Here is a 24,685-nt window from a genome sequence, read left to right as displayed (position 1 = left end):
CCTGCTGTGGCTTTGACCGCAGCACCTATCGGCATTAGGGTTCCTAGCATGGATGCTGTGCTTAAAGCACAGCAGGTAGGGGGTTCTGGTTTGAGTCCTATTGCCCAACATAAACCAACGTGCTTTGGCTTGACCCAAGCATCCACTTCGATGCTGGTGCATCACTGGATAACTCGTGCTGTGACTTTAACCGCAGCACCCATCAGTGTTGAGGCTCCTAGCATGGATGCTGTGCTTAAAGCACAACAGGTAGGGGTTCTGGTTTGAGTCCTATTGCCCAACATAAACCAACGTGCTTTGGCTTGACCCAAGCATCCACTTCGATGCTGGTGCATCACTGGATAACTCGTGCTGTGACTTTAACCGCAGCACCCATCAGAGTTGAGGTTCCTAGCATGGATGCTGTGCTTAAAGCACAGCAGGTAGGGGGGCTGGTTTGAGTCCTATTGCCCAACATAAACCAACGTGCTTTGGCTTGACCAAAGTATCCACTTCGATGCTGGTACATCACTGGATAACTCGTGCTGTGACTTTAACCGCAGCACCCATCAGTGTTGAGGTTCCTAGCATGGATGCTGTGCTTAAAGCACAGCAGGTAGGGGGGGCTGGTTTGAGTCCTATCGCCCAACATAAACCAACGTGCTTTGGCTTGACCAAAGCATCCACTTCGATGGTTTTGAGGCTCTTAGCAATGCCGTGCTATAGCAATCTAGGCGTTCTAGTATTCTCTTCTAGATTGCTATATGGCCGTAATGGTTTGTACTGATGGGACAATGTTGGTGAGCTCTTACAGAAGTTATTCTGGTTTGTCTTCTGTTTCTTGTTTTTTTTCTACTTCAATTGATTCTTCTGGAGCTGGTTCTACTGCTGCTGGATTCACCTCTGGTTCTGGTTTAACTTCGGCTTTCGGTGCCTCCGTTGCAGGTGTTTTAGCTTTTGCTGGTTCAGCCGTGGTCGGTTGCTCAGGTTTGGCTTCCTGTTCCTTGGCTTCTGATTCTCTCTTCTCTTTATAATCTTTAATAATTTCAGAGACACTGGTTTTTAAATCTTTAAATAATTTGCCAGTCATGGATCCCAATTCTTTTAGATCAGGCAATTTAGATTTAAAATCATTCATTGTTCCACTCCATCCTAAATTAATATGTCAGGGAAGTTCCCTAGGCACTGTTGACCTTAATATAAGTATATACATTTATTGAAATTTTGCGAGATTTAAAGACCGTTTAGTTTATCCCCATGGATGAAGAATACTCATTGCGGGCTTTAGTATTTTCTCTGCCAAACTTTGCTTGCCATGTATTTTAATTGAATAAACGTTAAACTCATTGAGCTTATCCATAATATATTCATCACTGGTTTTCAATAGATCGACTAAGCGAAGCTCAAATGCATCTTGCGCAAGCCAGTGCTCTCCTGTGGCAACTTTTTCGATATCTAGTTGTTGGCGATTGTCGAGTACGTAATCACGAAATGATTGATGAATAACTTCAAGCTCTTGTTGAAATTTTTTACGCCCTTTTTCTGTATTTTCCGCAAAAAGAGTCAGGGTTCGTTTATATTCTCCTGCTGTCATTAATTCAATATCGATGTCTCTTTTCTTTAGCCACCGATAAAAGTTGGGGATTTGGGCGACTACACCTATCGATCCAATGATAGCAAAAGGTGCTGCAACAATGCGATTGGCCACACAAGCCATTAAATACCCGCCGCTGGCGGCTACTTTATCAATGCAAATCGTAAGAGGAATATTACGATCGCGGATCCGGTGCAACTGAGAAGCAGCAAGACCATAACCATTCACAGCTCCTCCCGGACTCTCTAAGCGAACCACGACTTCATCGCCATCTTCTGCAACAGACAAGACGGCTGAAATCTCTTCCCGAAACTGTTCGACTTGTGAGGCTTTAATATCACCTGCGAAATCGAGAACATAAAGAGCAGGTTGTGTTTTTTTCTCTTTCTTTTGTTTTGATTTAGTTTTTTTAGGTTTTTCATGCAAAATTTCTTTTTGCATGGTCTCTTTAATGTCTTTCCAATGTTTATTGAGAGATTTAATTTCTAATTTTGGCCGGGGTTTTCGCCCCATTGACAAAATACCTGCTATCAGCAATAAAATTGCAATCACAACGGTGAATAGTTCTAATGCAAATAAGCCATATTGAGCAAGAAATTCCATTATTTACCTTCATTTATTTAAAACACTCATTATCGCTAGCAATATCACGCCATGCAAGCCCACTTAAAAAATGATAAACTCGAAACCCAAGAACTCGTTTTTTAAATTTTGCTCCATGCTTGAAGTATATAATCTCGATTTTGACTATCCCGATAAAACAGTTTTAAGAACGATTCAATTCTCTGTTCCTGCAGGTTCTTTATTGCATTTACGTGGCGAAAATGGCAGTGGAAAATCGACCTTATTAAAATTGCTGGCCGGTTTATTATATCCAGATCAAGGTCAAATTCTGTATCATGAGAAAGATATCCACGCCGATAGAGCCACTTATCAGCAGCACATCTGTTATGTGGGGCACAAACCAGGGATTAGCCTTGGACTCACAGTCGCAGAAAATTGCCGTTTTGATTTATATTATCCGTCTTCTACTAACAAATCTATTGAAGCCCTTATCGCGAACTTTGGGTTGCAAGGAATGGAAAATAAGCTTTGCGGTCTATTATCAGCAGGGCAACGTCGGCGAGTGGGACTTATAAAACTCCTCTTTTCTCGTAAAGCCCTGTGGCTTCTGGATGAACCATTCGTATCGCTTGATCAATCAGCAATTTTTTTATTGACTGATTGCCTGATTCAACATTTGAATCAGGGAGGAGCTATTATTATGACGTCGCATCAAGCTATCCCTTTATCAGGTATCCCTCATCAGGAGTATACCTTACAATGAATTTAACGACTTTATTTTTTCGCCAAGTTAAACGGGAATCGCTCGTATTAATTAGGCAGTTTCGCTATGTGATTAATTCCAGTTTAATTTTTTTAATGATTATGATTTTTTTTCCCTTAACCATGCCACCTGATCCAGAGTTATTAAGACGAATGGCGCCTGGATTAGCTTGGATAGCTTTGCTCATGGTTATGCTAATCTCAGCGGATCGTTTATTTCAACAAGATTATGAAGATGGGATTATTGAACAATGGCTGGTTTCAGGGCAACCAGTTAGTGTGTTGGTGCTTGCTAAAACTCTGGTGCATTGGGTAATAAGTCTAGTACCTATCATGGCGTTAACTCCTTTTTTATCCATGCTATTTGGGTTGAATGGTTATGAAACAATCACGTTAATGCAAAGCTTAGCTTGTGGCTCACCTGCGATATTATTTCTTTGTGCTTTGGCGGCTGTTTTTAGTGGCGGATTGAAGCAACAAGGAGTTTTTATGGCACTAATTTTATTGCCTTTAACGATTCCGGTGATGATTTTCGGTAGTGGGGCTGTGGCGATCGCAATGCAAGGAATGCCCGTTATAGGGTATCTTGCTTTATTAATGGCAATGTCGCTGATGACTATTGGATGTTTGCCCTTTGCAATTGCCGCGATGATGCGTATTAGCTTAGTAGACTAAGTCTAAAGACATCCGCTTAAATGCGTGTTAAAATTTTCGTCTTTTTGGGTTAAATTGCTTCCTATGTGGAAATTATTATATCAATTGGCTTCGCCAAAATTATTTTATAAGTTATCTGGTCGATTGATTCCTTGGTTTGCAAGCGGTGCGCTCGTATTTCTTGGCTTAGGGCTTGTTTGGGGATTAGTATTTGCACCTGCTGATTATCAACAAGGCGATGCATTTCGTATCATCTACATCCATGTACCTGCAGCCTTTTTATCCATGGCTCTCTATAGCTGGATGGGCTTTTTAGCTATTTTACTTTTAGTTTGGCGCATTAAGATCGCGGGCATTATGCTTAAGTCCATTGCAGAGATCGGCGCGTGCATGGCATTTTTAGCCTTAGTAACAGGCAGTATTTGGGGTAAACCCATGTGGGGAACCTGGTGGGTTTGGGATGCACGACTGACCTCTGAATTAATTTTACTATTCCTATATGGTGCAATTCTTGCCACAGGTCATGCCTTTCAAAATAAAGACCAAGGCGATAAGGTTCTCGCCATTTTAACCTTAGTGGGCTTAGTCGACCTGCCTATTATTCATTATTCTGTTTATTGGTGGAATACCTTACACCAAGGGGCTACGTTATCCGCGTTTGCAAAACCTAAAATACATTCAAGCATGTTGTATCCCTTGTTATTGACCTTGGTTGGTTTTTTTCTCTACGCAGGGTTTATTATTGTTTCTAAAGCGCGCTATGAATTATTACTTCGAGAGCGGCGTCAGAGTTGGGTGCAAGGTGTTGTAGAAGGGAGTAACGTATGAATTCGCTGCTGCACTGGTTTTCTATGGGAGGCTACGGAGTCTATGTTTGGGCGGCTTATGGGCTTGCCGCAAGCGTTTTGCTTGGCAATCTCATTGTTTGTCAGAGAAAAAAAGTAGAGACGCACAAACGATTGCATCAATGGCTTAAGGGAAGCCAACAATGAATGCAATAAGACGTCGTAAATTGATTGGTGTGTTGTCCGTGGTATTGGTTCTAATGCTTGTTAGCTTTTTGGTTTTGTATGCATTAAGACAAAACCTAAGCTTATTTTATTCTCCAACTCAAATCTCTGAAGGACAAGCACCATATCATCACGCCATTCGAGTTGGAGGAATGGTGGTTAAAGACAGCGTGAAGCGAACCGGTGAGGGTTTATTCGTTCAGTTTCAAATCACGGATTTTAAACATACGTTATCGATTGAATATAAAGGAATTTTACCGGACTTATTTCGTGAAGGGCAGGGCATTGTGGCGCAGGGCATACTCGAGAAAGCCGGTCATTTTAAAGCACTTGAAGTGCTGGCAAAGCATGATGAGAATTATATGCCACCTGAAGTCAGAGATTCCTTGGCTAAACAATAACATTTTTTTTTATAAAAACTCGGAACGTTGTATAGTATATGATTGCTGAAATTGGTTTATTTTCTTTAATCCTGGCTGGTATGTTCGCGCTACTTCTTGCCATTATCCCAGCACTAGGAGTCTTAAAGCAGAATCTTGCATGGCAAGCGGCAGCAAATGTGTATGTTTATGGCCAATTCTTCTTCGTTTCATTAGCCTATCTTTGCCTTACGGTTTGTTTTTTACAAAATGATTTCTCAGTGACTTATGTACTGGCTAACTCCAGCGTTCTTCTCCCTTGGTATTATAAGCTCTGTGCTGTATGGGGAGGGCATGAAGGGTCGATGCTCTTGTGGGTTGCTATTTTAACTGTATGGATGATGGCCGTCGCCTTTTTCAGCAATAGTCTACCTCTCGCCATGCGTGCTCGAGTTTTAGCAGTATTAGGCTGGTTAAGTGTTGGTTTTATTTTCTTTTTGCTCATAGCTTCGAACCCTTTTGTGCGGCAATTTCAACTATTAACCACACAAGGGCGCGATCTAAATCCACTGTTACAAGATTTAGGATTTTTATTTCATCCCCCTATGTTGTATATGGGATATGTTGGATTTTCCGTGGCGTTTGCTTTTGCGATAGCAGCGCTTTGGGCCGGTCGAATTGAGTCAGGGTGGTCAAAATGGACAAGACCTTGGACGCTTGCGGCTTGGTGTTGTTTGACTACGGGAATTACCTTAGGGAGCTGGTGGGCATATCGTGAATTAGGTTGGGGTGGATGGTGGTTTTGGGATCCCGTCGAAAATGCATCCTTTATGCCTTGGCTAGTGGGTACAGCATTACTGCACTCATTGGCGGTAAGTGAAAAGCGACAGCAGTTTAAAGCCTGGACTATCTTATTAGCCATTACTGCCTTTTCATTAAGTCTTATTGGAACGTTTCTAGTGCGCTCAGGGGTATTAACCTCAGTGCATGCATTTGCCGTGGACCCACAACGAGGTCTTTATATTTTGTGCTTTTTACTTGTGGTCATTGGTGGGTCACTTCTGTTGTTTTCGTTTCGCGCCCAAACGTTACAAAACGCCACTTATCCCTCTCCAATCTCACGCGAAAGCGTTTTGCTGCTGAATAATGTCTTTTTATCTGTGATCATGCTTACGGTGCTGATGGGTACAGTATATCCTTTACTCATTGATGGATTGGGTCTTGGTAAGCTATCGGTCGGTGCACCTTATTTTAATGCCGTGTTTGTGCCTTTGATGGTTCCGGTGCTGGTTTTAATGGGAATTGGCATACATTTGCGCTGGCAAAAAGATAGCTTCTCACGCATTGCAAAAACTCTAACAACACCTTTATTGCTTAGCCTTATCTCATCATGTGGTTTGATTTGGATAACAAAATCTTCGTTACAATTTCCTGTGCTTTTAGGACTTATCTTAGCAGCTTGGATTGTGTTTAGTACCTTAAAATCTTGCGTTTTAAAATTACACGAAAGAGGCTTCTCTGGGATTGCTCAATCGTATTGGGGTATGGTTGTGGCACATCTTGGTGTAGCCGTTACCGTGATAGGGATTGTGATTTCAAATGGTTATGGACTCCAAGAAGATGTAAAAATGGCGCCAGGTGAGGAAGCTAAACTTTCAAGCTATACGATTCGATTTATTGGTGAGTCTTCTTTAACTGGCCCAAATTATCATGGTGCACGCGCGCATTTTCAAGTGGAAAATCAAGGTCGTATAGCGAATATCTATCCTGAAAAAAGAATCTATGATATTGCAAATATGCCCATGACAGATTCTGCTATCGATGTGACTCCTTTTCGCGACATTTATATTGCTTTAGGTGAACCGCTGGACCATCATGCTTGGTCGGTCCGATTGTATTTTAAACCCTTCGTTCGTTGGATTTGGGGCGGTGGCTTTTTCATATTAATCGGAGGCTTATTAGCTATGACTGACCGCAGATACTATAAACAACGACAAAAACATTCCTTGCACTTTAAGGAGCTTAAGGCATGAGGGTTCGGATCATTAAATTATTACCCTTATTATTGTTTGCGTTATTGGTGCTATTCTTTTGGCGCGGGCTTTCTCTAGATCCCCACAAACTTCCTTCCACGATGATAGAAAAGCCTTTGCCTGATTTTTCCTTGCCTGAGTTAAGTCATCGTGATCGATTATTTACTCCTAAAGATTTAAACCATGAAATCTCTTTGTTAAATGTATGGGCTAGTTGGTGTGATGCGTGTGCACAAGAGCAAGTATTTTTAATGCAATTGGCTACCGAGGGCGTACCGATTTTTGGCTTAAATTATAAAGATAACCCAAACGATGCGAAGCAGTGGCTTTCAGAATGGGGAAATCCTTATAAACTTATTGGCGAGGATAAGGATGGACGCGCTGCGATTGATTTGGGAGTTTATGGCACTCCAGAAACATTTTTGATTGATAAAAAGGGACGGATCCGATATCGCCATACGGGCCCAATGACGCCTCTGGTTTGGGAGCAAGCTTTTATTCCCCGCTGGAAAGAACTCGAGGAGACCGAATGAAGGGATTGCGTTTTTTAGTGGGTTTAAGCTTAAGCTTATTTGTTCTAACCGTTTTAGCAAAGCCTTTGTATTCTTTTGACTCTCCAAAACAAGAAGCGCAATTTAATCATCTTTTGCGAGAACTGCGCTGTCTTGTTTGCCAAAATCAAGATTTATCCGACTCAAACGCGCCTTTGGCAAAAGATTTGCGTGGTGAGGTGTATGCGTTAGTAACTGCAGGGAAAAGCGATCATGACATCACGAATTATCTTTCCGAGCGGTATGGTGATTTTATTTTATTTAAGCCGCCTGTAAAGGGAATTACCTTATTTTTATGGTTTGGGCCAATGCTCTTTTTGGGTATTGGGTTTGGAATTTTCTGGAAAACCTGTTTTAAGCGACAAGCACATGAGTAATTGGCTAACGATTAGTATTGGTATTTTTCTTATAACCATCGCGTTAAGCTTGGTTTTCTATCCCTTACGTTTAAAGAAATCTTGGGTTATTAGCATCACACCGTTGTTCATTATTTTAATTACTACTGCTTATTGGCAGTGGGGTGGTTGGGTCCATTGGCAAGCTTATTTGGGTGAACAAAAAAAACAACGTCAGGTCCAGGAGGTTTTAAAGTCAATTAAAAGCCCACAGGAATTAATTTTGAAACTTAAAACTCGCGTGGATAATAATCCTTTGGATCCACGTGGTTGGTACTTATTAGGGCGATTGTACACAACTCAAGAAGCATGGGATGATGCCAACCAAGCGTTTAAAACGGCTTACGCATTGAATTCTGATGATATTCAAATTGCTGTTAATTACGCTCAAAGTCAATGGCAATTAAATCACCATCAATTTAATGATTCGATTCGAGGTTTATTTTTTTCGGTATTACAAAAGCAGCCTAATCAACCTGATGCTTTGGCAATGCTTGCTATGGATTCATTCATCAGCCATGATTATGGACAGGCCATTCAATATTGGCAACAATTATTAAGCTTGGTACATCCCGACTCGGAAGATGCCCAGGCCATCCGAAAAGCCATCGCTAAGGCCCAAAGCCTTACTCAGAAAAAGAAAGGAGATCAAGAATAATGGATAAAGTGTATCAAGTTATAGAACTCGTCGGAACATCCCAAAAAGGCATTGAAGATGCTATTAATGCTGCAATTATGAAAGCATCTAATGATTTTGGAAAATTAAATTGGTTTGAAGTGGTCGAAACTCGTGGGTTTATTGAAGACGATAAAACGAAGTATTATCAAGTGAAAGTTAAAATTGGGTATCAGTCTTAAAATTTAGTTCCTAGCATGGGTACTGCGGCCAAGCCGCAGTACGTTGTCTTTTTTAAATCGCTCAAGCCATTTCTTCCGTTTGAGCAGCAATCGCTCGAATAAACACTTCTCCATACAAATCCAGCTTATATTTTCCCACCCCAGAAATCATAATAAACTCATCTAGTGTTTTCGGTTTACGTTCGGCCATTTCAAATAAGGTGGCATCGCTGAAAATCATGAAAGGAGGTTTGCCTTCTTCATTTGCAATGGTTCTTCTTAACAGGCTTAGCGTATTAAACATAGGACTTTTAGTACGACTAAATGTCTCTCGTTCCTTTTTCTCTTTGGAAGGACTAGGCTTAGGAGGTACGCATAATTGTATTTGCTCTTCCCCTTTAAGAATAGGAATGGCTTTCTTAGTGAGACGTATTACATTAAAATGATCCAAGTCTTGATAACAGTAATCTCGGTGAATTAATTGCCAAAGTAGATGCTTCCAATAAGAGACCGCCTTGTCTTGGCCAATGCCAAACGTGGATAAGTTGTGATGCCCCAGTTGTTTAATTTTTTCAGCACTACTTCCGCGAAGCACATCAATCACATGGGTTATTCCGTAACTTTGTTTTAAACGATAAATACAGGAAAGGACTTTTTGTGCATCCACTGTGGCATCGATCATTTCAGGTGGGTGATCGCATACATCGCAATAATTGCAGGTTTCGTTACACGTTTCGTTAAAATAACGCAGCAAAATTTGACGCCGGCAATGGGTCGCTTCAGCGAAAGCCAACATATGATTTAACTTATTGGTTTCGATGCGTTTTTGCTCTTCTTGAGTTAAAGCGGCTATATGGCCTCTTAAGCGGCCACTGTCTGCTGGATCATAGAGCAATAACGCTTCTGCTGGCAGCCCATCACGCCCTGCTCTTCCTGTTTCTTGATAATAACTTTCAATCGTTTTGGGTAAGTCAAAATGTACCACAAAGCGCACATCTGGCTTGTCTATCCCCATGCCAAACGCAATAGTAGCCACCACAATATCAATGTGATCATGTCGAAAAAGGGATTGCACTTCGCGACGCTCATCATAAGGAAGCCCCGCGTGATAGGCTCTTGCGCGATAGCCTTTATCCATTAATTTTAACGAAAGACTTTCAACGCGCGCTCGTGTTCCACAATAAATAATCCCAGACTCATTGGGAAACGTTTCCAAAAACTCAGTAAGTTGCTTTAAAGCATTAGTCTTCATAGAGACGCGATAGTGGATATTGGGGCGATTAAACGAAGCAATATATTCTTTGGGCTTATAATTAAGTCGTTGAATAATGTCTTTTTGAGTCAGTCTATCTGCGGTTGCGGTTAGGGCGATAATGGGGACGTGTGGAAATTGAGATTTTAAAATGCCTAATGCAGCATACTCAGGTCGAAAGTCATGTCCCCATTGCGAAATGCAATGTGCTTCATCAATGGCAAAAAGCGCAATTTCTGAGTCTTCTAATCGCTCGAGAAATGCGCTGCTGATTAGCCGTTCTGGTGCAATATAGAGTAGATCAAGCGCTTGATTATGCAAGTCTTGTAACACTTGGCGAGACTCGCTACTGGATAATGAGGAGTTATAGTAAGCAGCACGAATGCCTAGGGATTTTAAAGCGGCAACTTGATCTTCCATCAGGGCTATCAAAGGGGAGACAATGATTCCAACACCTCCTCGAACCAAGGAGGGAATTTGATAACAAAGCGATTTGCCGCCACCTGTAGGCATCAGCACTAATAAGTCGAGACCGGCGCATAAGTCATTTACAATTTCTTCTTGTGGCTTGCGAAAATACTCGAATCCATAATACTGTTTTAGTATGCGATTGGGAGTGAGTTGGGATGGGGTGAATGTTTCCATGTGGTTCTTCTTTTTTCCTTTCGCCGGCGCTAAAAATTGGCAATAATATCATTTTACACCAGGTCATCCTATGCTTGATGATCTAAAAAATGTTTATCATCCTAAATTCGGTAGTTGACTAGAAGGAGCTAGACCATGCAATTTCATCTAAGTGAAGACCACCATGCTTTTCGAAATATGGCTTCCGAATTTGCTCAGAAAAAACTCGCCCCCAATGCCGAACGCTGGGATGAGCAGCATGAATTTCCTATTGAGGTATTACAAGAAGCAGCACAGCTTGGCATGGCGGGCATGGTCGTTCGTGAAGACATTGGAGGTGCTGGCTTATCTCGGCTCGATGGGGCAATTATTTTTGAGCAATTAGCCTCAGGCTGCATCAGCACCAGTGCTTATCTTTCTATTCATAATATGGTGACCTCACTTATTGATCGCTATGCGAACGAATCTCTTCGAAAACTGTGGGGGCCAAAACTAACGTCGATGCAAGTGCTTTCTAGCTACTGCTTGACTGAGCCAGAATCAGGCTCAGATGCAGCTTCTTTAAAGACTCGGGCTGTCCGTGATAAAGAGGATTATATCCTCAATGGCGCAAAGGCGTTTATTTCTGGTGGTGGTGTGAGTGATGTCTATCTCTGCATGGTTCGCACCGGTGATGAAACCCATCAAGGAATCAGTTGTGTTTTGGTTGAAAAAGATAGGCCAGGCATAAGCTTTGGTCAGCAGGAAAGAAAAATGGGGTGGAGAAGTCAACCGACTTCGATGGTGTTTTTTGAAGATTGTCGGATTCCAGTTTCAAATCGAGTGGGTGAGGAGGGGGCTGGATTTAAGATTGCTTTAAATGCTTTGAATGGTGGGCGAGTAAACATTGCGGCTTGCTCTCTAGGAGGTGCATTGGCTTGTTTACGATTAACACAACGCTACATGAATGAACGAAAGCAGTTCGGTTTACCTTTAACTAAAATACAAGCCTTAAGATTCTATTTTGCAGATATGATTTCAGAGTTTGAATCGGCTCGATTAATGGTTTATCGTGCTGCAGAGTCTTTAGATAATGAAGATCCTAATGCACCACTTTATTGCGCTATGGCTAAACGCATCGCAACCGATGCAGCATTTAAAATTGCAGATAAAGCCATGCAATTACACGGTGGTTATGGTTACTTATGTGATTATCAAATTGAACGCATTTTTAGAGATTTAAGGGTGCATCAAATTCTTGAAGGAACCAATGAAATTATGCGAGAAATCATAGCCAAAACGGTTCTAGATGAGGAATTTTCAATCGAATAACAAAAGCCAAGATGGCCTATACTACTTAAACATTAAAAAACAGGAGTTTAAAGAATGAGCTACATTGATGAACAGCTTGATGAGCATGGGATCCTCACGCTAACCTTAAATCGTCCTGAAAAGCTAAACGCCTTAAGCACTGAAATTTTGCATAGCTTATGGGAAAAATTCCAATTTGCACGAGAAGACAATAACGTGAAGGCTGTACTCATTACTGGTACTGGTAAGGCTTTTTGTGCGGGAGCTGACATTAATCGCCTTGCTGAATGCAATGCAAAAACAGGATATCAATTTGCTGAATGTGGTCAAGCTTGCTTTCGCGAGCTAGAAACCTTGGGTAAGCCTTCTTTGGCTGCGATTAATGGCTTTGCATTTGGAGGTGGGTGTGAATTAGCGATGTCTGCTACGTTGCGAATTGCATCTAAGAACGCCCAATTTGGACAACCTGAAGTAAAGCTTGGCGTGATCCCTGGGTATGGCGGCACACAACGATTAGCACGTTTAGTAGGTAAAGGTCGCGCACTGGATTTATGTTTGACCGGGCGATTTATTGATGCGGAAACCGCATTACAATGGGGATTGGTGAGTAAGGTGGTTGAGCCAGAAAAACTCTTAGAAGAAAGTAACAAGGTATTAAAAGAGATCTTAGCCATGGCACCTTTAGCGGTTGCCAGTACGATGGAAGTTATTGACCGAGGATATGATCTGTCCTTAACTGACGCCTTGCATCTTGAAGCCGTTCATTTTTCAAAGGTTTGCGCTAGTAAAGATAAAAATGAAGGCGTCAATGCCTTTTTAGAAAAGCGAAAACCGAACTTTACGGGAGAGTAAGTATGACGGAAGGAGTGGCCTTTTCCCGTGAAAACCATATTGGTTTAATCACCTTAAATCGTCCTAAGGCGCTCAATGCGTTGTCCTTGCCGATGATTTTAGCTATTCAAGAGCAATTACTGGCTTGGCAAGAAGATTCTAAGATTCATGCAGTCGTCGTTCGAGCTCTGCCTGGAAAGGCTTTTTGTGCAGGTGGGGATGTTCGTTGGTTATATGAAGCAGGTCAGCAGGATAATCCAGAACAAATGGATTTTTTCTGGCATGAATACCGCTTAAATCACTTCATTCATCATTTTAAAAAGCCTTATATTGCTTTGATGGATGGAATTACTATGGGGGGTGGGGTTGGCATTTCCCTTCATGGCTCTCATCCTATTGCATCAACGGCATTTACTTTTGCTATGCCTGAAACAGGAATTGGGTTTTTTCCTGATATTGGAGCCAGTCATTTACTCTCTCTTTGCCCCAACCAATTCGGCACTTACCTTGCTTTAACGGGTAATCGTTTGAATGCGGCTGATGCTTTTCAACTTGGCTTAGTTCGCTATGTGGTTGAAACAGAAGCAATGAAAGACCTATTGGATGAGCTAATTAAGCTTGATTTATCTCAGCATGCCTCAAAACAGATTGAATCATGCCTAAGTCGTTACACGACAACTTATGCCAGTAATATGGTATCGATTCAAGCAAAGGTAAAAGAGTCATTTAATTATGGAGAGGTTGAGGCAATTGTTTCATTTTTAGAAAGCAAAGAGGACGATTGGCATCAAAAAACGTTAACGATCTTGCAAGCGAAAGCTCCTTTGAGCCTCAAAGTGACGTTAAGACAAATAAGAAAGGCAATGACTATGAATTTAGCTGAATGCTTGAAGATGGATTTTAATTTAGTGAATCATTTCATGCAGGGAAATGACTTTTATGAAGGAGTCCGAGCGCTGTTGGTTGATAAGGATAAAGAACCGAACTGGCAGCCTAAATGCCTGGAGGCAGTCACTAATGAGATGGTTTCTACCTACTTTGAGCCAGCAGAAAAACCCTTGAGTTTTGAAATAACCTAGAAAATGCCTCAAGTCTTAATAAAAATGCTTTAGTTTGTTCTTGCTGCTTGGGATAGAGCTTTATTTTAAAGTATAATTAAATAAATGGGACAAGTCATATTAGGTTGTTAGATAACTTCTCGCCTTCGTGCAATGACAAAAAACTAGTATTGCATTAACAGCTAGCTAGCTCGCCATACTACATGAGGTCTTTTTCAGCAATTATTACAGAGCATTTTACAGGTTATTCAATGAGTGATTTTTATCATGATTATTCAAAGCGAAGAACATTCGCTATTATTTCTCACCCTGATGCCGGTAAAACGACCGTCACAGAAAAGCTTTTGTTATTTGGGGGAGCGATTCAATTAGCCGGTACGGTCAAAGGTCGTAAAGCTTCAAGACATGCTACCTCGGACTGGATGAAAATGGAACAAGAGCGAGGTATTTCGGTTACCACCTCGGTCATGCAGTTTGTTCATAACAATCATGTGATGAATTTATTAGATACCCCAGGCCACGAAGACTTCTCCGAGGATACCTATCGCACCTTAACCGCGGTAGATTCTGCCTTGATGGTCATTGATGTGGCAAAAGGGGTTGAAGAGCGAACGGTTAAATTAATGGAAGTTTGCCGTCTTCGTGCTACCCCTATCATGACATTTATTAATAAACTGGATCGTGAAGGTCGTGAGCCCATTGAACTTTTGGATGAAGTTGAAACCGTATTAGGTATTCAATGCGCTCCTGTAACTTGGCCAGTCGGAATGGGTAAACGTTTTAAAGGAATTTATCATCTTTATTTGGATACGGTCTTTTTATATCAGCCTGGCAAAAATGCTGAAATACAGGATGCTGTGCGCGTTAAAGGCTTAGATAATCCAGAATTAGATGCTCTTTTAGGTGATGTGGCAAAGGAGTTGCGTGATGAAATTGAATTGGTTAAAGGCGCATCCCATGAGTTTGACGTAGCGTCTTATTTAAATGGTAAGCTTACCCCAGTATATTTTGGATCCGCTATTAATAACTTTGGGATCAAAGAGCTGTTGGACGACTTTGCTGAATACGCTCCAGGGCCTCAAAAGCGCGAGGCCCATGAGCGAGATGTTCACCCAGAAGAGTCGGAGTTTACTGGCTTTGTATTTAAAATTCAGGCCAACATGGACCCAAAACATCGTGATCGCATCGCTTTTTTAAGAATTTGCTCGGGTGAATATACAAAGGGAATGAAATTAAAGCATCTTCGTTTGGGCAAGGATATCCAAATATCGAATGCTTTAACGTTTATGGCAGGGGATAGAAGTCATACTGAATTTGCTTTAGCGGGAGACATAATTGGCCTACATAACCATGGCACGATTCGAATCGGTGATACCTTTTCGCAAGGAGAATCTCTAAAATTTACTGGAATTCCAAATTTTGCACCCGAATTGTATCGCTTGGTTCGTTTAAAAGATCCTTTAAAAAGCAAAGCTTTAATTAAGGGGTTAATAGAATTATCAGAAGAGGGTGCAACGCAGGTATTTCGACCTTTAAACAGCAACCAATTGATCTTAGGTGCGGTGGGAATTCTCCAGTTTGATGTGGTGGCTCATCGTTTAAAAGATGAATACAAGGTCGATTGCATTTATGAACCAGTTAATATTTCTTGCGCGCGTTGGGTTCATTCTGAAGACGAAAAAGCAATGGCTGAGTTTCGTACCAAAGCTTACGATCATCTGGCTTTAGACGGAAGCGATACATTGACGTATTTAGCACCAACTCGAGTAAACCTAACGATGGCAGAAGAGCGTTTTCCCAAAATAGAATTCTCAGCAACTCGTGAGCACTAAATGCCGGCCTCATCCAATGAGCTCTATGAAGAAGACCTGTGGATCAGCGGTCAAAGGTGCGGCACAATGGCGAAGGGTCTTACGGTCAAGCTTTGGCGATAGGTTGTAAACATCATAAGCCACCTACCTGCTGTGCTTTAAGCACAGCATCCATGCTAGGAGCCTTAACCCCGATGGATGCCGCGGCAAAACCGCAGCAACGAGAGGTAGGGTAGTTTACCCTAAATTGGGGCCTAGAGGCATGCAAGTGGCTCTGATGACTTTTTCACCTAAATTAATGAGCTCAACTTGAGCACCTGAATCAGCAAGAATCGCTAATACTTGTTTATCTTTAACATCGAGCACGATTTTTTGATTAGGTGTTAATTTTGAGCCATTAATGGAAACAGACTTTTTGCTATTTAAGACACTGATTTTAGTTGAGCCCTCTTCGGTGCCTAGTGTACATTCCGCTGAGATAGGCCACCAGGAAACATTGGTGACGAGCTCTGGGCTGTTAGGCTTTAATTCATAGCTGATACTCACGCCGGGGGTTAAGTAATTCTCGTGAGCAGACAAGGCAGGATTGCTGCTAAATAACGAAGTCATTAATAGGGTTGTTAAACCTATTTTACGAATCATAATCATCTCCTTCTAGAAAATAGCACATAAAGATACTCTTGAATTAACTTTTAAGCAATAAAAATAATTCTAGAGCATCTCAAACCCGGCATACTCCATTTGTACCAGAGCTTGAAATTTTAGTATATACGGGTTTTGGATAATTTTTAGAATAAGATTGAAATTTTATGCTTACAGCAGTAAATCGGACTTAACGTGCTGGTGAAAGCAATTCATGTTCTTCATGCGATAAATGCGATGCCTTACTTTGCATGTACTGATTGTAATCAGATTTCATCTCGGCAAACTTCACTTCTTCTTTATAAAATCCATGCATGCTCCGTGCGCTATAAACCAAGGCTCCTGCAGAAGCAACGGCAGCCCAAGGTGCAACGGGTAAAAGAGCAAGTGTTGCTGCAAGCAAAAGAAAACCTAGCAACATATGACATAAATAGGCGCTTTCAATAACACGAAATGCAAACGAGTAATTCACTTTTTCAGGCGTTAAACATAGACTTGCCACGTTCAGGATGGTTTCTGCCTTCAATCGCTTAGATTGCAAACTATCTGGATCACTGTTTTCATAGGCATTACTAAATTCAACAGAAATTTTTCGCAAACGTCGCAATTGATCACGAAATATTAAGAGCTCTTGGCGGTGCTTATGCTTAGGTTGTTTTTCCAATTCATCAATTTTATTCGTTATCATCGTTTCCATTTGACGAACGCGATTTAAAAGCTGTTTTAAAATAACATGAATGTCGGCAATAGAGTTAAAGTCTTGGCTAGTAGAATGTTCTGGAGTATATATCCCCATGGGAGTAGCCCAATAAAGCCTATTTTTTCCCCATTCAGTATAGCAATAAAGCTTATGAGTTCTATCCGAACGATGAGTTAATAAATCCCCTGTGCTAGCTAAGCGAATGGGAGGAAGAGCGAAACGACTATAGCGAGGAAATGCTTGCTTTGCTCGTGAGGAAGCTAATAAAGCCCGCTCCTCTGAAGAAATCACCCCATTTTCAGTCAAGATATCTAAAGCGCGGTCTTTACAAGTATAAGAATGACTGCTATCAGGCCCTGTTTTGGTAAAATCCATGGTTACGTGAAATTTCTTTAGCCGGGGTAAGCGATTTTCTCTCTTGGCTTTTTCTTTTTCTAAAATGTAACGCGTATAGGCATTTTTTTTCATGCCTAATTCATCCAATTCAGCATCCAATTCTTCGATGGCATTTTGTTCTTCTGCCATACTACGTTCACAATAAGCAATGGTATTTTGAAATACATCTTCTGAAACAGTAAAACTCAAACCTTTTAAGCCATTTTCATCTAAATAGCGCATTAATTCTTGTCGCAAAACACCGTGTCCGTCTTGCAGATCAATGTTGAAACCTGCTAATTTTTTACCCACGCGAATTAAGGGGTTGGTGGTTGAAGAGGTCAAACTATAATGTCCAAAACAATTGACCACCTCAATGGGACTTTTTTCACCAGACTGTTTTGAAAAAATTAAGGAAGCGTGACCAAGAGGATTAGCTCCTGCCTCAGTGTCCATAACACAATAAGTGATGTAGTATGTATCTTTCATCCGTTTTTTAATCCGTAAAAAGAGATCTTAAGCCAAGGTGATTTAGTGCCTGTGCCAATTAGTATTTTTGGCTTCAAATTGCCGGCAGGCTCTAGAATTATATTTTATATTTTTGTTACGGTCTAAAAAAGATTGACGTTCTTATTATCCTAGTTCATCTAACGCTTTGACAACCTCTTCGATCATTTCTTTAGCATCACCAAAGAGCATATAGGTGTTGTCTTTATGAAACAAGGCATTTTCAACTCCAGCGTACCCTGGAGAAAGGCTTCGCTTAATAAAGAGCACATTTTTAGCGCGCTCTACATCCAAGACCGGCATCCCGTAGATAGGTGAGGTGGGATCAGATTTTGCTGCAGGATTGGTAATGTCATTGGCGCCAACCACTAAGGCAACGTCTGTAGCCTGAAAATCTCGATTGATTTCACTTTGCTCAAACACACGATCGTAGGGAATATTGGCTTCCGCTAAAAGCACATTCATATGTCCTGGCATTCGTCCTGCCACCGGGTGAATGGCAAATCGAACCCGCTTGCCTTGTGATTCCAGTGTGTTGACTAATTCTTTAACGGCATGTTGAGCATGAGCTACAGCCATACCGTAACCTGGAACAATGATTACGTCTTTTGCGTTGTTCAGTAAAAAAGCTGCGTCTTCACCATTGGCTTGTTGTACTTTTCCTCGCTCATGGTCAATAAATTCATCTGCACCGGAACTTTTTATTCCCCCAAAAATGACATTTAAAATGGAGCGATTCATAGCCACGCACATGATGTAACTTAAAATAGCTCCACTTGCCCCAACCAGCGCACCCGTTATCACTAATAAATGATTACTTAAGGTAAATCCAATACCCGCTGCAGCCCAACCTGAATAGGAGTTAAGCATGGATATAACAACTGGCATGTCAGCACCCCCAATTGGGATGATGAGCAACACGCCAATTAAAAAGGACAAAGTAGCCATTAAAAGCAAACTATTGAAGGGTTGATACAGCATAAAATAAATTAAAGAACCAATGATTCCCAAAGCAATGATTAAGTTGACTAGAGCTTGCCCGGTATAACGTAATGGCTTCCCAGATAAGATCCCTTGTAATTTTAAAAAGGCGATGATCGAGCCTGAAAACGTAATCGCTCCAATGATTAAACCTAAGCTCATTTCAACTAAGCTCGTTTTTGCAATATTCCCTGGCTCGCCTATACCAAAGGACTCTGGAGTGAGGTAGGCACAAAAGGCTACGAGAACCGCTGCCATCCCGACTAATGAATGAAATCCCGCAACTAATTGTGGAATGGCTGTCATATTAATGGTTAAGGCAATCAGCGTTCCTACAGCACCGCCTGCCGCAATTAAGCTAATAAGAAGCATATGATGATGAATGAAGGGCATTAATAACGTAGCAGTCACAGCAAGCGTCATCCCAGTAATACCTAGCCAGTTACCTTTTCGTGCCGTTGCGGGGCTTGCCAAGCCTTTTAAAGCCAGAATAAAACATAATGCAGCAACCAAATATAAAAACGAAATAAGCGTCATCATTTGAGTGAATTCCTTTTTATAAACTAGGCATTATCCTAAATTCGACACATTAGCCGCTCTCGCGACGGTTAAACTGCCAAATTTAGGATTGTTTTTTATACATCTTCAGCATGCGATGAGTGACCACAAAGCCACCAAATATATTAATGGCGGTAATAAAAATACCAATACCACCTAAAAGAGTTATATGTCCTATGGCGTGACTACCAGCTGCTATCAAAGCCCCAAGGATAATAATGCTTGATATAGCATTTGTAACCGACATTAAGGGTGTGTGCAAAGCGGGTGTAACTTTCCAGACGACGTAATAACCAACGAAACAGGCGAGAAAAAAAATAGTAATAATGGCAATATAAGGATTAGATAGGGTATTAATAGAGTGCATTATGCTGTCTCCTTTGTGTATTGAAAGGGTTCAAATTGACCATCGTGACAAAGCATACCCTGCTGAATAATTTCATCTTGATCGTTAAAGCTAAGATGATCTTCTGACAAATCAAGGAGTTTAAGAAAATTAGCAATATTATTTGCGTATAAATCACTAGCCGTAGCTGGAATTAGACCCGCCATGTTGCTATAGCCAATGATGGTAACCTGGTTGTGTTTTATGATTTGATCTTGCTCGCTGAGTTCACAATTTCCACCCCGAGAGGTGGCTAAATCCACTATGACAGAGCCTGCTTTCATCAGCTCGACCGTATCAGCTTTTAGCAATAGAGGTGCTTTTTTATTAGGAATGAGTGCCGTACAGATAATAATGTCTGCAAGACGGGCATAATCATGAATTAATTCCGCTTGTTTTAATCGATACTCATCACTGACTTCAGTTGCATATCCTGAAGCCGTTTCAGCATCATATTCCTCACTGACTTCAATAAATTCAGCTCCTAAACTTTCAACTTGTTCTTTTGCAGCTCGTCGTACGTCAAATGCATACACGACTGCACCTAAACGCTTAGCTGTGGCGATGGCTTGAAGGCCTGCTACACCCGCACCTAAAATTAAAACCTTAGCAGGCTGAATCATTCCTGCAGCGGTCATCATCATAGGAATGGCACGTTGATAATGAGCAACTCCTTCGATAACGGCACGATATCCAGCTAAGTTCGCTTGTGAAGATAACGCATCCATGCTTTGAGCACGAGAAATGCGTGGGATTAAGTTCATTGAAAAAACACTGACTCGATGTTTAAGGCACCATTTAATTAAACTACTTCCTGAGTTTTTATCAATTTGACCGATTAAAAGAGATTCTGGAGGTAGATCGTTAATTTCTTCCACTAAGGGCTCACCCACGGTGGCCAGAATATGGGTATGGGAAAGGAGAGTCTTGCGAAGAGACATGATCTCTGCGCCGGCTAACGTATAATCCTCATCACTAAAGCCAGCTTTTATCCCAGCATGGGTTTCAATGAGTACGTTTAAACCTAACTTTAAAAACTGCTTAACCGAAGTAGGGGAGATGGCTACTCGTGTTTCGGTGCCGCCTTCATTCAGTGCAGAGATATACATTTGATAAAATCCTTTTTATCGATAGAAGTTTATATCCTAGGGTAATCATAGAGTTTTTGCCAGAGAATTATAAGGGTAGATTAACGATCGTTTTCTTAAGAAAGCAAAATGAATTGTCAGACGGACCTAATCTCAGGTAAAGTCACGTTTTGCAAAGTCCAAGAACAAGAATATGGAAATTCTCTGCTTTTTTGCCGGTATTACAACGGCCTATTTTAAAAACGTCTATCCTTTGTCCTTATTATTTATCCTACTCTATTTTAGGCCAAATTTTCGGTATGTATTGTGGTTTAGTGCAGCATTTTTTATCGCTGAAGTTCATCAATGGCAACATCGAGAACAACATATGCCCACAACCCCGATGGTTCAATCAGCTAGGGTTGAAGGGGAAGTTGCCTCTATTCCCGTTCATAAAAATGGCAATATTCAATTTGAATTGTCTGTAACTCGATTCAACCATCAAAAGGCGAAAGCAAACATACTTCTAACTTGTCATAAGCATTGCCCAGAGATTCATGCTGGAGAATATTGGCGATTTCATGTCAAATTAAAACGACCCCGAAATTTAGAAAATCCAGGAGGATTTGATTATGTGCGGTTTTTAAAGGCGCGTCATATAGGATGGACCGGAGTGCTCCTCAAAGACCATCAGCGATTAAATCAACCGAAACCTTACTTTTCTCTCCTTCACTTACGAGAACGATTAGCTGAAGTTCTTTATAAAGCAGATCCGAATGAACAATCAGCAGGAATTACGCAAGCACTTGCTTTAGGGGTTACTCAGCATATTCAAAATAATGAATGGGACTTATTTCGGCGTACGGGCACAATCCATTTAATGGTGATCTCTGGTGCGCATATTGGGCTTATGGCAGGAATTGGGTATGCGGTGACTAAATGGATCTGGTGTCGCTTTTCTATATTATGTTTATTGATCCCAGCGCAAAAAGTAGCAAGCCTAGCGGCCTTGATGACAGCTTTTGTATATTCGCTGTTAGCTGGTTTTGGTGTTCCGGCTCAAAGAGCTTTAATTGTTTGCTTTTTTATGTTGTTAAGAAATTTTTGCCGGCAAAAATTTAGTGTGTGGCAAGCGTGGCGGTATTCATTATTGGCTGTTTTATTATTTGAGCCTCATTCCGTTTTGATGCCTGGATTTTATTTATCTTTTCTTGCGGTAGCAATTTTGTTGCTTTCGAATCAACGTTTTCAGGAAAAGGGAATAAAAAAAATTATTATTCTTCAAGTAGCATGCATGATAGGACTTATGCCGTTCACGATGTATTTATTTTCCTATGGGTCCATTAATGGCTTAATCGCAAATTTATTAGCCGTCCCTTGGGTTGGGTTTGTCATTATTCCCTTAGCCTTGGGTTCGATGGGTTTAGGCCAATGGGTTTCTATGCCTTGGATCACGTCACTGCTTAAATGGGCTATATCGTGTTTAATTTTCTATTTAAATTGGGTTGACGCGTTTTCTTTGCTCAATTTTAAGGTGGGCTTTGCTTATCTTCTTTATCCATTCGCGTTTATCATAGGAATTGCCATTTGGGTTTTTCTTCCAGTAAAAAAATTCCTACCCATTGCTTTTCTTCTAAGTCTTTCAGCCTTATTTCCTGCTTATGAATCCATTCGGAAAAATGAGGTGAAGATTGATGTGATGGATGTAGGACAGGGATTATCTGTTCTCATTCGAACAGCAAATCATAACGTGTTATATGATACGGGTGTTAAATTTTTTCAAGGAAGTGATATGGCTAAACTCGCCATTATTCCTTACCTGGAAACACTTGGTGTGAATCGTCTTGATGCGGTCATTATTAGCCACTCAGATCTCGATCATCGTGGTGGCTTAACTTCACTTCAAGAAAAATACCCAATCAAACGATTTATTGTGGATGAGCCCACTTATTATCATCGAGGTAGCTCATGTGAACATTATCCTTCCTGGACGTGGGATGGCATCGTTTTTCGTTTTTTCCCATTATCAAAAGACTTAAAAGGTAAAAATAATCACTCTTGTGTATTGCAAGTAAAAGCGCCGGGAGGGAGTGTGTTGCTGACAGGAGATATCGAGAAACCCGCTGAAGAATACTTAGTGAAGCGATTTGGAGCAGAGCTTCATTCATCTGTTTTATTAATTCCTCACCATAGCAGTAAAACATCTTCCTCGGAAGTCTTCTTACGACAAGTATCACCTAAATATGCCGTTTCTTCCTATGGCTTTGATAACCGTTATCATTTTCCTCATCAACAAACGGTGGAAATTTATAAGAAGCTAAAGATTTCGGTATTTAACACGGTGGATTGTGGCAAAATAGGCATTCATCTGACCCGCCGGTCCACCATTCAACCCATGTGTTATCATTCGTATAGCTAGGTTTCTAATCTTTTATTTCTTGATAGCGTTCTAATGCTAGTTTTCTAGCCTCTTGATGATTCACAATGGGTTCAGGGTAATCAGGTATTTTTTGGTCAAATTTCCAAGGGGTATGAATCCATTTGGTCGGGATGTCACGAAGCTCGGGAACCCATTGTTTGATGTATTCGCCATTTGGATCAAATTTCCCACTTTGTAAGACTGGGTTAAAAATTCTAAAAAAAGGAGCGGCATCTGCCCCAGAACCAGCGACCCATTGCCACCCCATGGAATTATTAGCTAAATCGGCATCAAGCAAGGTATGTAAAAACCAATCCGCTCCTTTTCGCCAATCAATCATTAAGTCTTTCGTGAGGAAAGAAGCCACAATCATTCGAGCACGGTTATGCATAAAGCCTGTTTCCCAAAGCTCACGCATACCTGCGTCCACAATGGGATATCCCGTTTGACCTTGTTGCCATCGCTTTAATGCCTCAACGTCTTCCTCCCATGGGAAATCATCAAATTTGGATTGAACATTTTTTTTTGGCAATTTAGGAAAATGATACAGAAGATAATAAGAAAATTCTCGCCAACCAACTTCTGCTAAAAATTTATCGATCGCTTTATCATTAATACGTGAATCATTTCGAGCCATTTCCATTGCACGCCAAAGTTGACGAGGCCCAATTTCGCCAAAATGAAGATGGGGAGATAGCTTTGAAGTAGCGTTAACATCTAGTTTATCCCGTTTAACAGCATAGTCTTCTAAAACGTTATTAATAAACTGTTCCAATTGATGTTGCGCGCTCTCTTCGCCTGGGGTCCAATAGTTATGAAACTTTTTGACCCAGTTAGCGCTTTGGGGCAATAATTTTAATTCAGATAAATCCTCAGAAGACTTAATTGGCGAATCGGGCCATTTTGATATGGTTTTAGCTTTAGGAACCTGGATTTTTTTGAGGCATTGCTTCCAGAAAGGGGTGAATACCTTATAAAAGGAACCCTCTTGGGTTTTAATGTCATCTGGTTCAATCAATAAATGTGCATTATATGTCTTAACCGTTAGGCCTTCTTTCTTAAAATACGCTTCAATTATCGTATCTTTCTCTAAATGTGCAGGTTCATACACTTTATTCCAGTAAATATGAGTCACGTTATGAAGTTTAATAAACTCGCGAAGTACGGCGAGCGAATCCCCATATTTAAGGCAGAGCGTTAATGAATGCGACAGCAATGTTTTTTGTAACGAAGCTAACGAATGATGTAGCCACCAGGTTTGAGCATCCCCTAAAGTCAAAGGAGTATTTGGATCTTGAATGTATAGAAGAATCAAACAATCCTGTTCTTCACACGCTTTCGACAAGGCTGGGTTATCTTCAAGTCTTAAATCATTTCGAAACCAAACAATGCCTGTCATGAGTTATCCTATGATTTTTTTTAGCGAACTAGAGTTTTATTAGAAATG

At 41.0% G+C, this 24,685-nt stretch carries 28 protein-coding genes; 19 read left to right on the top strand and 9 right to left on the bottom strand.

Annotation, left to right across the window (positions count from 1 at the left end):
- The first annotated feature begins 48 nt into the window (after positions 1-48).
- The 3 genes from E1O41_RS02145 to E1O41_RS02140 are packed head-to-tail and all read left to right on the top strand — an operon-like array spanning position 49 to position 766.
- Positions 49-267, top strand: coding sequence for a hypothetical protein (locus E1O41_RS02145; protein ID WP_131775652.1), 219 nt, complete (start codon positions 49-51; stop codon positions 265-267).
- Positions 264-440: a hypothetical protein gene (locus E1O41_RS11705; RefSeq protein WP_165481073.1), complete on the top strand. Its 177-nt coding sequence runs from the start codon at positions 264-266 to the stop codon at positions 438-440. Before E1O41_RS02145 ends, E1O41_RS11705 begins: the two co-directional genes overlap by 4 nt.
- A complete protein-coding gene (locus tag E1O41_RS02140) occupies positions 437-766 on the top strand; it encodes a hypothetical protein (RefSeq protein ID WP_131775651.1) in 330 nt (109 codons plus the stop codon). The genes E1O41_RS11705 and E1O41_RS02140 overlap by 4 nt, the downstream gene beginning before the upstream one ends.
- Before the next feature lie 30 nt (positions 767-796).
- Here E1O41_RS02140 and E1O41_RS02135 read toward each other — a convergent pair whose 3' ends face one another.
- Both E1O41_RS02135 and sohB read right to left on the bottom strand, forming a co-directional pair.
- On the bottom strand, positions 797-1,117 hold the full coding sequence (locus E1O41_RS02135) for a hypothetical protein (RefSeq protein ID WP_131775650.1): 321 nt from the start codon (positions 1,115-1,117) through the stop codon (positions 797-799).
- A gap of 111 nt (positions 1,118-1,228) precedes the next feature.
- A complete protein-coding gene (gene sohB, locus E1O41_RS02130; RefSeq protein ID WP_131775649.1) occupies positions 1,229-2,176 on the bottom strand; it encodes a protease SohB in 948 nt (315 codons plus the stop codon).
- Positions 2,177-2,291: 115 nt separating this feature from the next.
- Here sohB and ccmA point away from each other — a divergent pair, with 115 nt between their 5' ends.
- Genes ccmA through E1O41_RS02080 form a run of 10 tightly spaced genes read left to right on the top strand, consistent with a single transcriptional unit; the run spans position 2,292 to position 8,759 of the window.
- Complete coding sequence (ccmA, locus tag E1O41_RS02125) at positions 2,292-2,900, top strand: cytochrome c biogenesis heme-transporting ATPase CcmA (RefSeq protein ID WP_131775692.1); 609 nt, start codon at positions 2,292-2,294, stop codon at positions 2,898-2,900.
- Positions 2,897-3,574, top strand: coding sequence for a heme exporter protein CcmB (gene ccmB / locus E1O41_RS02120; protein WP_131775648.1), 678 nt, complete (start codon positions 2,897-2,899; stop codon positions 3,572-3,574). Before ccmA ends, ccmB begins: the two co-directional genes overlap by 4 nt.
- 24 nt (positions 3,575-3,598) lie before the next feature.
- Positions 3,599-4,381, top strand: a complete 783-nt coding sequence (ccmC, locus tag E1O41_RS02115) for a heme ABC transporter permease CcmC (protein ID WP_268237617.1) — start codon at positions 3,599-3,601, stop codon at positions 4,379-4,381.
- Positions 4,378-4,545, top strand: coding sequence for a heme exporter protein CcmD (gene ccmD / locus E1O41_RS02110; RefSeq protein ID WP_131775646.1), 168 nt, complete (start codon positions 4,378-4,380; stop codon positions 4,543-4,545). Before ccmC ends, ccmD begins: the two co-directional genes overlap by 4 nt.
- A complete protein-coding gene (ccmE, locus tag E1O41_RS02105; RefSeq protein ID WP_131775645.1) occupies positions 4,542-4,964 on the top strand; it encodes a cytochrome c maturation protein CcmE in 423 nt (140 codons plus the stop codon). Before ccmD ends, ccmE begins: the two co-directional genes overlap by 4 nt.
- Positions 4,965-5,002: 38 nt before the next feature.
- The gene (locus E1O41_RS02100; RefSeq protein ID WP_131775644.1) at positions 5,003-6,955 is read left to right on the top strand and encodes a heme lyase CcmF/NrfE family subunit; all 1,953 of its coding nucleotides are present in this window, start codon (positions 5,003-5,005) and stop codon (positions 6,953-6,955) included.
- A complete protein-coding gene (locus E1O41_RS02095) occupies positions 6,952-7,488 on the top strand; it encodes a DsbE family thiol:disulfide interchange protein (protein WP_131775643.1) in 537 nt (178 codons plus the stop codon). Before E1O41_RS02100 ends, E1O41_RS02095 begins: the two co-directional genes overlap by 4 nt.
- Positions 7,485-7,883: a cytochrome c-type biogenesis protein gene (locus tag E1O41_RS02090; RefSeq protein ID WP_131775642.1), complete on the top strand. Its 399-nt coding sequence runs from the start codon at positions 7,485-7,487 to the stop codon at positions 7,881-7,883. Before E1O41_RS02095 ends, E1O41_RS02090 begins: the two co-directional genes overlap by 4 nt.
- Complete coding sequence (locus tag E1O41_RS02085; RefSeq protein ID WP_131775641.1) at positions 7,876-8,559, top strand: tetratricopeptide repeat protein; 684 nt, start codon at positions 7,876-7,878, stop codon at positions 8,557-8,559. Before E1O41_RS02090 ends, E1O41_RS02085 begins: the two co-directional genes overlap by 8 nt.
- Positions 8,559-8,759 (top strand): dodecin, encoded by a 201-nt coding sequence (locus tag E1O41_RS02080; RefSeq protein ID WP_229669300.1) that lies wholly within the window; start codon positions 8,559-8,561, stop codon positions 8,757-8,759. Before E1O41_RS02085 ends, E1O41_RS02080 begins: the two co-directional genes overlap by 1 nt.
- A gap of 61 nt (positions 8,760-8,820) precedes the next feature.
- Here the strand turns inward: E1O41_RS02080 and recQ are convergent, their stop codons facing one another.
- Positions 8,821-10,635 (bottom strand): DNA helicase RecQ, encoded by a 1,815-nt coding sequence (recQ, locus tag E1O41_RS02075; RefSeq protein WP_131775639.1) that lies wholly within the window; start codon positions 10,633-10,635, stop codon positions 8,821-8,823.
- A 135-nt stretch (positions 10,636-10,770) separates the two neighbouring features.
- Here recQ and E1O41_RS02070 point away from each other — a divergent pair, with 135 nt between their 5' ends.
- From E1O41_RS02070 to E1O41_RS11700, 5 genes are all read left to right on the top strand, one after another.
- Complete coding sequence (locus tag E1O41_RS02070; protein WP_131775638.1) at positions 10,771-11,925, top strand: acyl-CoA dehydrogenase family protein; 1,155 nt, start codon at positions 10,771-10,773, stop codon at positions 11,923-11,925.
- A gap of 54 nt (positions 11,926-11,979) precedes the next feature.
- Positions 11,980-12,756 carry an enoyl-CoA hydratase/isomerase family protein gene (locus E1O41_RS02065; protein ID WP_131775637.1) on the top strand — a complete coding sequence of 259 codons (777 nt, stop codon included), beginning with the start codon at positions 11,980-11,982 and terminating at the stop codon, positions 12,754-12,756.
- Between the two features lie 2 nt (positions 12,757-12,758).
- Complete coding sequence (locus E1O41_RS02060) at positions 12,759-13,814, top strand: enoyl-CoA hydratase/isomerase family protein (RefSeq protein ID WP_131775636.1); 1,056 nt, start codon at positions 12,759-12,761, stop codon at positions 13,812-13,814.
- A gap of 230 nt (positions 13,815-14,044) precedes the next feature.
- A complete protein-coding gene (locus E1O41_RS02055; RefSeq protein ID WP_131775635.1) occupies positions 14,045-15,625 on the top strand; it encodes a peptide chain release factor 3 in 1,581 nt (526 codons plus the stop codon).
- Positions 15,626-15,663: 38 nt separating this feature from the next.
- A complete protein-coding gene (locus E1O41_RS11700; RefSeq protein WP_165481072.1) occupies positions 15,664-15,840 on the top strand; it encodes a hypothetical protein in 177 nt (58 codons plus the stop codon).
- Between the two features lies 1 nt (position 15,841).
- Here E1O41_RS11700 and E1O41_RS02050 read toward each other — a convergent pair whose 3' ends face one another.
- The 5 genes from E1O41_RS02050 to E1O41_RS02030 form a co-directional block, all read right to left on the bottom strand.
- Complete coding sequence (locus tag E1O41_RS02050) at positions 15,842-16,246, bottom strand: hypothetical protein (protein ID WP_131775634.1); 405 nt, start codon at positions 16,244-16,246, stop codon at positions 15,842-15,844.
- Positions 16,247-16,436: 190 nt separating this feature from the next.
- Positions 16,437-17,810, bottom strand: a complete 1,374-nt coding sequence (locus E1O41_RS02045; RefSeq protein WP_131775633.1) for a hypothetical protein — start codon at positions 17,808-17,810, stop codon at positions 16,437-16,439.
- A 144-nt stretch (positions 17,811-17,954) separates the two neighbouring features.
- On the bottom strand, positions 17,955-19,349 hold the full coding sequence (locus tag E1O41_RS02040; RefSeq protein WP_131775632.1) for an NAD(P)(+) transhydrogenase (Re/Si-specific) subunit beta: 1,395 nt from the start codon (positions 19,347-19,349) through the stop codon (positions 17,955-17,957).
- Positions 19,350-19,431: 82 nt separating this feature from the next.
- On the bottom strand, positions 19,432-19,734 hold the full coding sequence (locus tag E1O41_RS02035; protein ID WP_131775631.1) for a proton-translocating transhydrogenase family protein: 303 nt from the start codon (positions 19,732-19,734) through the stop codon (positions 19,432-19,434).
- A complete protein-coding gene (locus tag E1O41_RS02030) occupies positions 19,734-20,861 on the bottom strand; it encodes a Re/Si-specific NAD(P)(+) transhydrogenase subunit alpha (protein WP_131775630.1) in 1,128 nt (375 codons plus the stop codon). Before E1O41_RS02030 ends, E1O41_RS02035 begins: the two co-directional genes overlap by 1 nt.
- 172 nt (positions 20,862-21,033) lie before the next feature.
- On the opposite strand from E1O41_RS02030, the gene E1O41_RS02025 reads away from it, so the two are divergent.
- On the top strand, positions 21,034-23,238 hold the full coding sequence (locus E1O41_RS02025) for a DNA internalization-related competence protein ComEC/Rec2 (protein WP_131775629.1): 2,205 nt from the start codon (positions 21,034-21,036) through the stop codon (positions 23,236-23,238).
- Positions 23,239-23,242: 4 nt separating this feature from the next.
- Here the strand turns inward: E1O41_RS02025 and E1O41_RS02020 are convergent, their stop codons facing one another.
- A complete protein-coding gene (locus E1O41_RS02020; protein ID WP_131775628.1) occupies positions 23,243-24,637 on the bottom strand; it encodes a cryptochrome/photolyase family protein in 1,395 nt (464 codons plus the stop codon).
- Positions 24,638-24,685 lie beyond the last annotated feature (48 nt).

Origin of the sequence: Legionella impletisoli, from assembly GCF_900639875.1 — a bacterium.
GTDB classification, from domain to species: Bacteria; Pseudomonadota; Gammaproteobacteria; order Legionellales; family Legionellaceae; genus Legionella_A; species Legionella_A impletisoli.
This window is presented reverse-complemented; position numbering and strand designations above follow the sequence as displayed.

Excerpts from the sequence above, each read along its gene's own strand:
- E1O41_RS02085 (WP_131775641.1), top strand. The coding sequence starts at position 7,876 with ATGAGTAATTGGCTAACGATTAGTATTGGTATTTTTCTTATAACCATC.
- ccmD (WP_131775646.1), top strand. The coding sequence starts at position 4,378 with ATGAATTCGCTGCTGCACTGGTTTTCTATGGGAGGCTACGGAGTCTAT.
- E1O41_RS02135 (WP_131775650.1), bottom strand. The coding sequence starts at position 1,117 with ATGAATGATTTTAAATCTAAATTGCCTGATCTAAAAGAATTGGGATCC.
- E1O41_RS02045 (WP_131775633.1), bottom strand. The coding sequence starts at position 17,810 with ATGAAAGATACATACTACATCACTTATTGTGTTATGGACACTGAGGCA.
- E1O41_RS02095 (WP_131775643.1), top strand. The coding sequence starts at position 6,952 with ATGAGGGTTCGGATCATTAAATTATTACCCTTATTATTGTTTGCGTTA.
- E1O41_RS02060 (WP_131775636.1), top strand. The coding sequence starts at position 12,759 with ATGACGGAAGGAGTGGCCTTTTCCCGTGAAAACCATATTGGTTTAATC.
- E1O41_RS02080 (WP_229669300.1), top strand. The coding sequence starts at position 8,559 with ATGGATAAAGTGTATCAAGTTATAGAACTCGTCGGAACATCCCAAAAA.
- E1O41_RS02055 (WP_131775635.1), top strand. The coding sequence starts at position 14,045 with ATGAGTGATTTTTATCATGATTATTCAAAGCGAAGAACATTCGCTATT.
- E1O41_RS02040 (WP_131775632.1), bottom strand. The coding sequence starts at position 19,349 with ATGATGACGCTTATTTCGTTTTTATATTTGGTTGCTGCATTATGTTTT.
- ccmA (WP_131775692.1), top strand. The coding sequence starts at position 2,292 with ATGCTTGAAGTATATAATCTCGATTTTGACTATCCCGATAAAACAGTT.
- E1O41_RS02100 (WP_131775644.1), top strand. The coding sequence starts at position 5,003 with ATGATTGCTGAAATTGGTTTATTTTCTTTAATCCTGGCTGGTATGTTC.
- ccmB (WP_131775648.1), top strand. The coding sequence starts at position 2,897 with ATGAATTTAACGACTTTATTTTTTCGCCAAGTTAAACGGGAATCGCTC.
- E1O41_RS02145 (WP_131775652.1), top strand. The coding sequence starts at position 49 with ATGGATGCTGTGCTTAAAGCACAGCAGGTAGGGGGTTCTGGTTTGAGT.
- E1O41_RS02035 (WP_131775631.1), bottom strand. The coding sequence starts at position 19,734 with ATGCACTCTATTAATACCCTATCTAATCCTTATATTGCCATTATTACT.
- E1O41_RS02020 (WP_131775628.1), bottom strand. The coding sequence starts at position 24,637 with ATGACAGGCATTGTTTGGTTTCGAAATGATTTAAGACTTGAAGATAAC.
- E1O41_RS02065 (WP_131775637.1), top strand. The coding sequence starts at position 11,980 with ATGAGCTACATTGATGAACAGCTTGATGAGCATGGGATCCTCACGCTA.
- E1O41_RS02090 (WP_131775642.1), top strand. The coding sequence starts at position 7,485 with ATGAAGGGATTGCGTTTTTTAGTGGGTTTAAGCTTAAGCTTATTTGTT.
- sohB (WP_131775649.1), bottom strand. The coding sequence starts at position 2,176 with ATGGAATTTCTTGCTCAATATGGCTTATTTGCATTAGAACTATTCACC.
- E1O41_RS02050 (WP_131775634.1), bottom strand. The coding sequence starts at position 16,246 with ATGATTCGTAAAATAGGTTTAACAACCCTATTAATGACTTCGTTATTT.
- E1O41_RS02030 (WP_131775630.1), bottom strand. The coding sequence starts at position 20,861 with ATGTATATCTCTGCACTGAATGAAGGCGGCACCGAAACACGAGTAGCC.
- recQ (WP_131775639.1), bottom strand. The coding sequence starts at position 10,635 with ATGGAAACATTCACCCCATCCCAACTCACTCCCAATCGCATACTAAAA.
- ccmE (WP_131775645.1), top strand. The coding sequence starts at position 4,542 with ATGAATGCAATAAGACGTCGTAAATTGATTGGTGTGTTGTCCGTGGTA.
- E1O41_RS02070 (WP_131775638.1), top strand. The coding sequence starts at position 10,771 with ATGCAATTTCATCTAAGTGAAGACCACCATGCTTTTCGAAATATGGCT.
- E1O41_RS02025 (WP_131775629.1), top strand. The coding sequence starts at position 21,034 with ATGGAAATTCTCTGCTTTTTTGCCGGTATTACAACGGCCTATTTTAAA.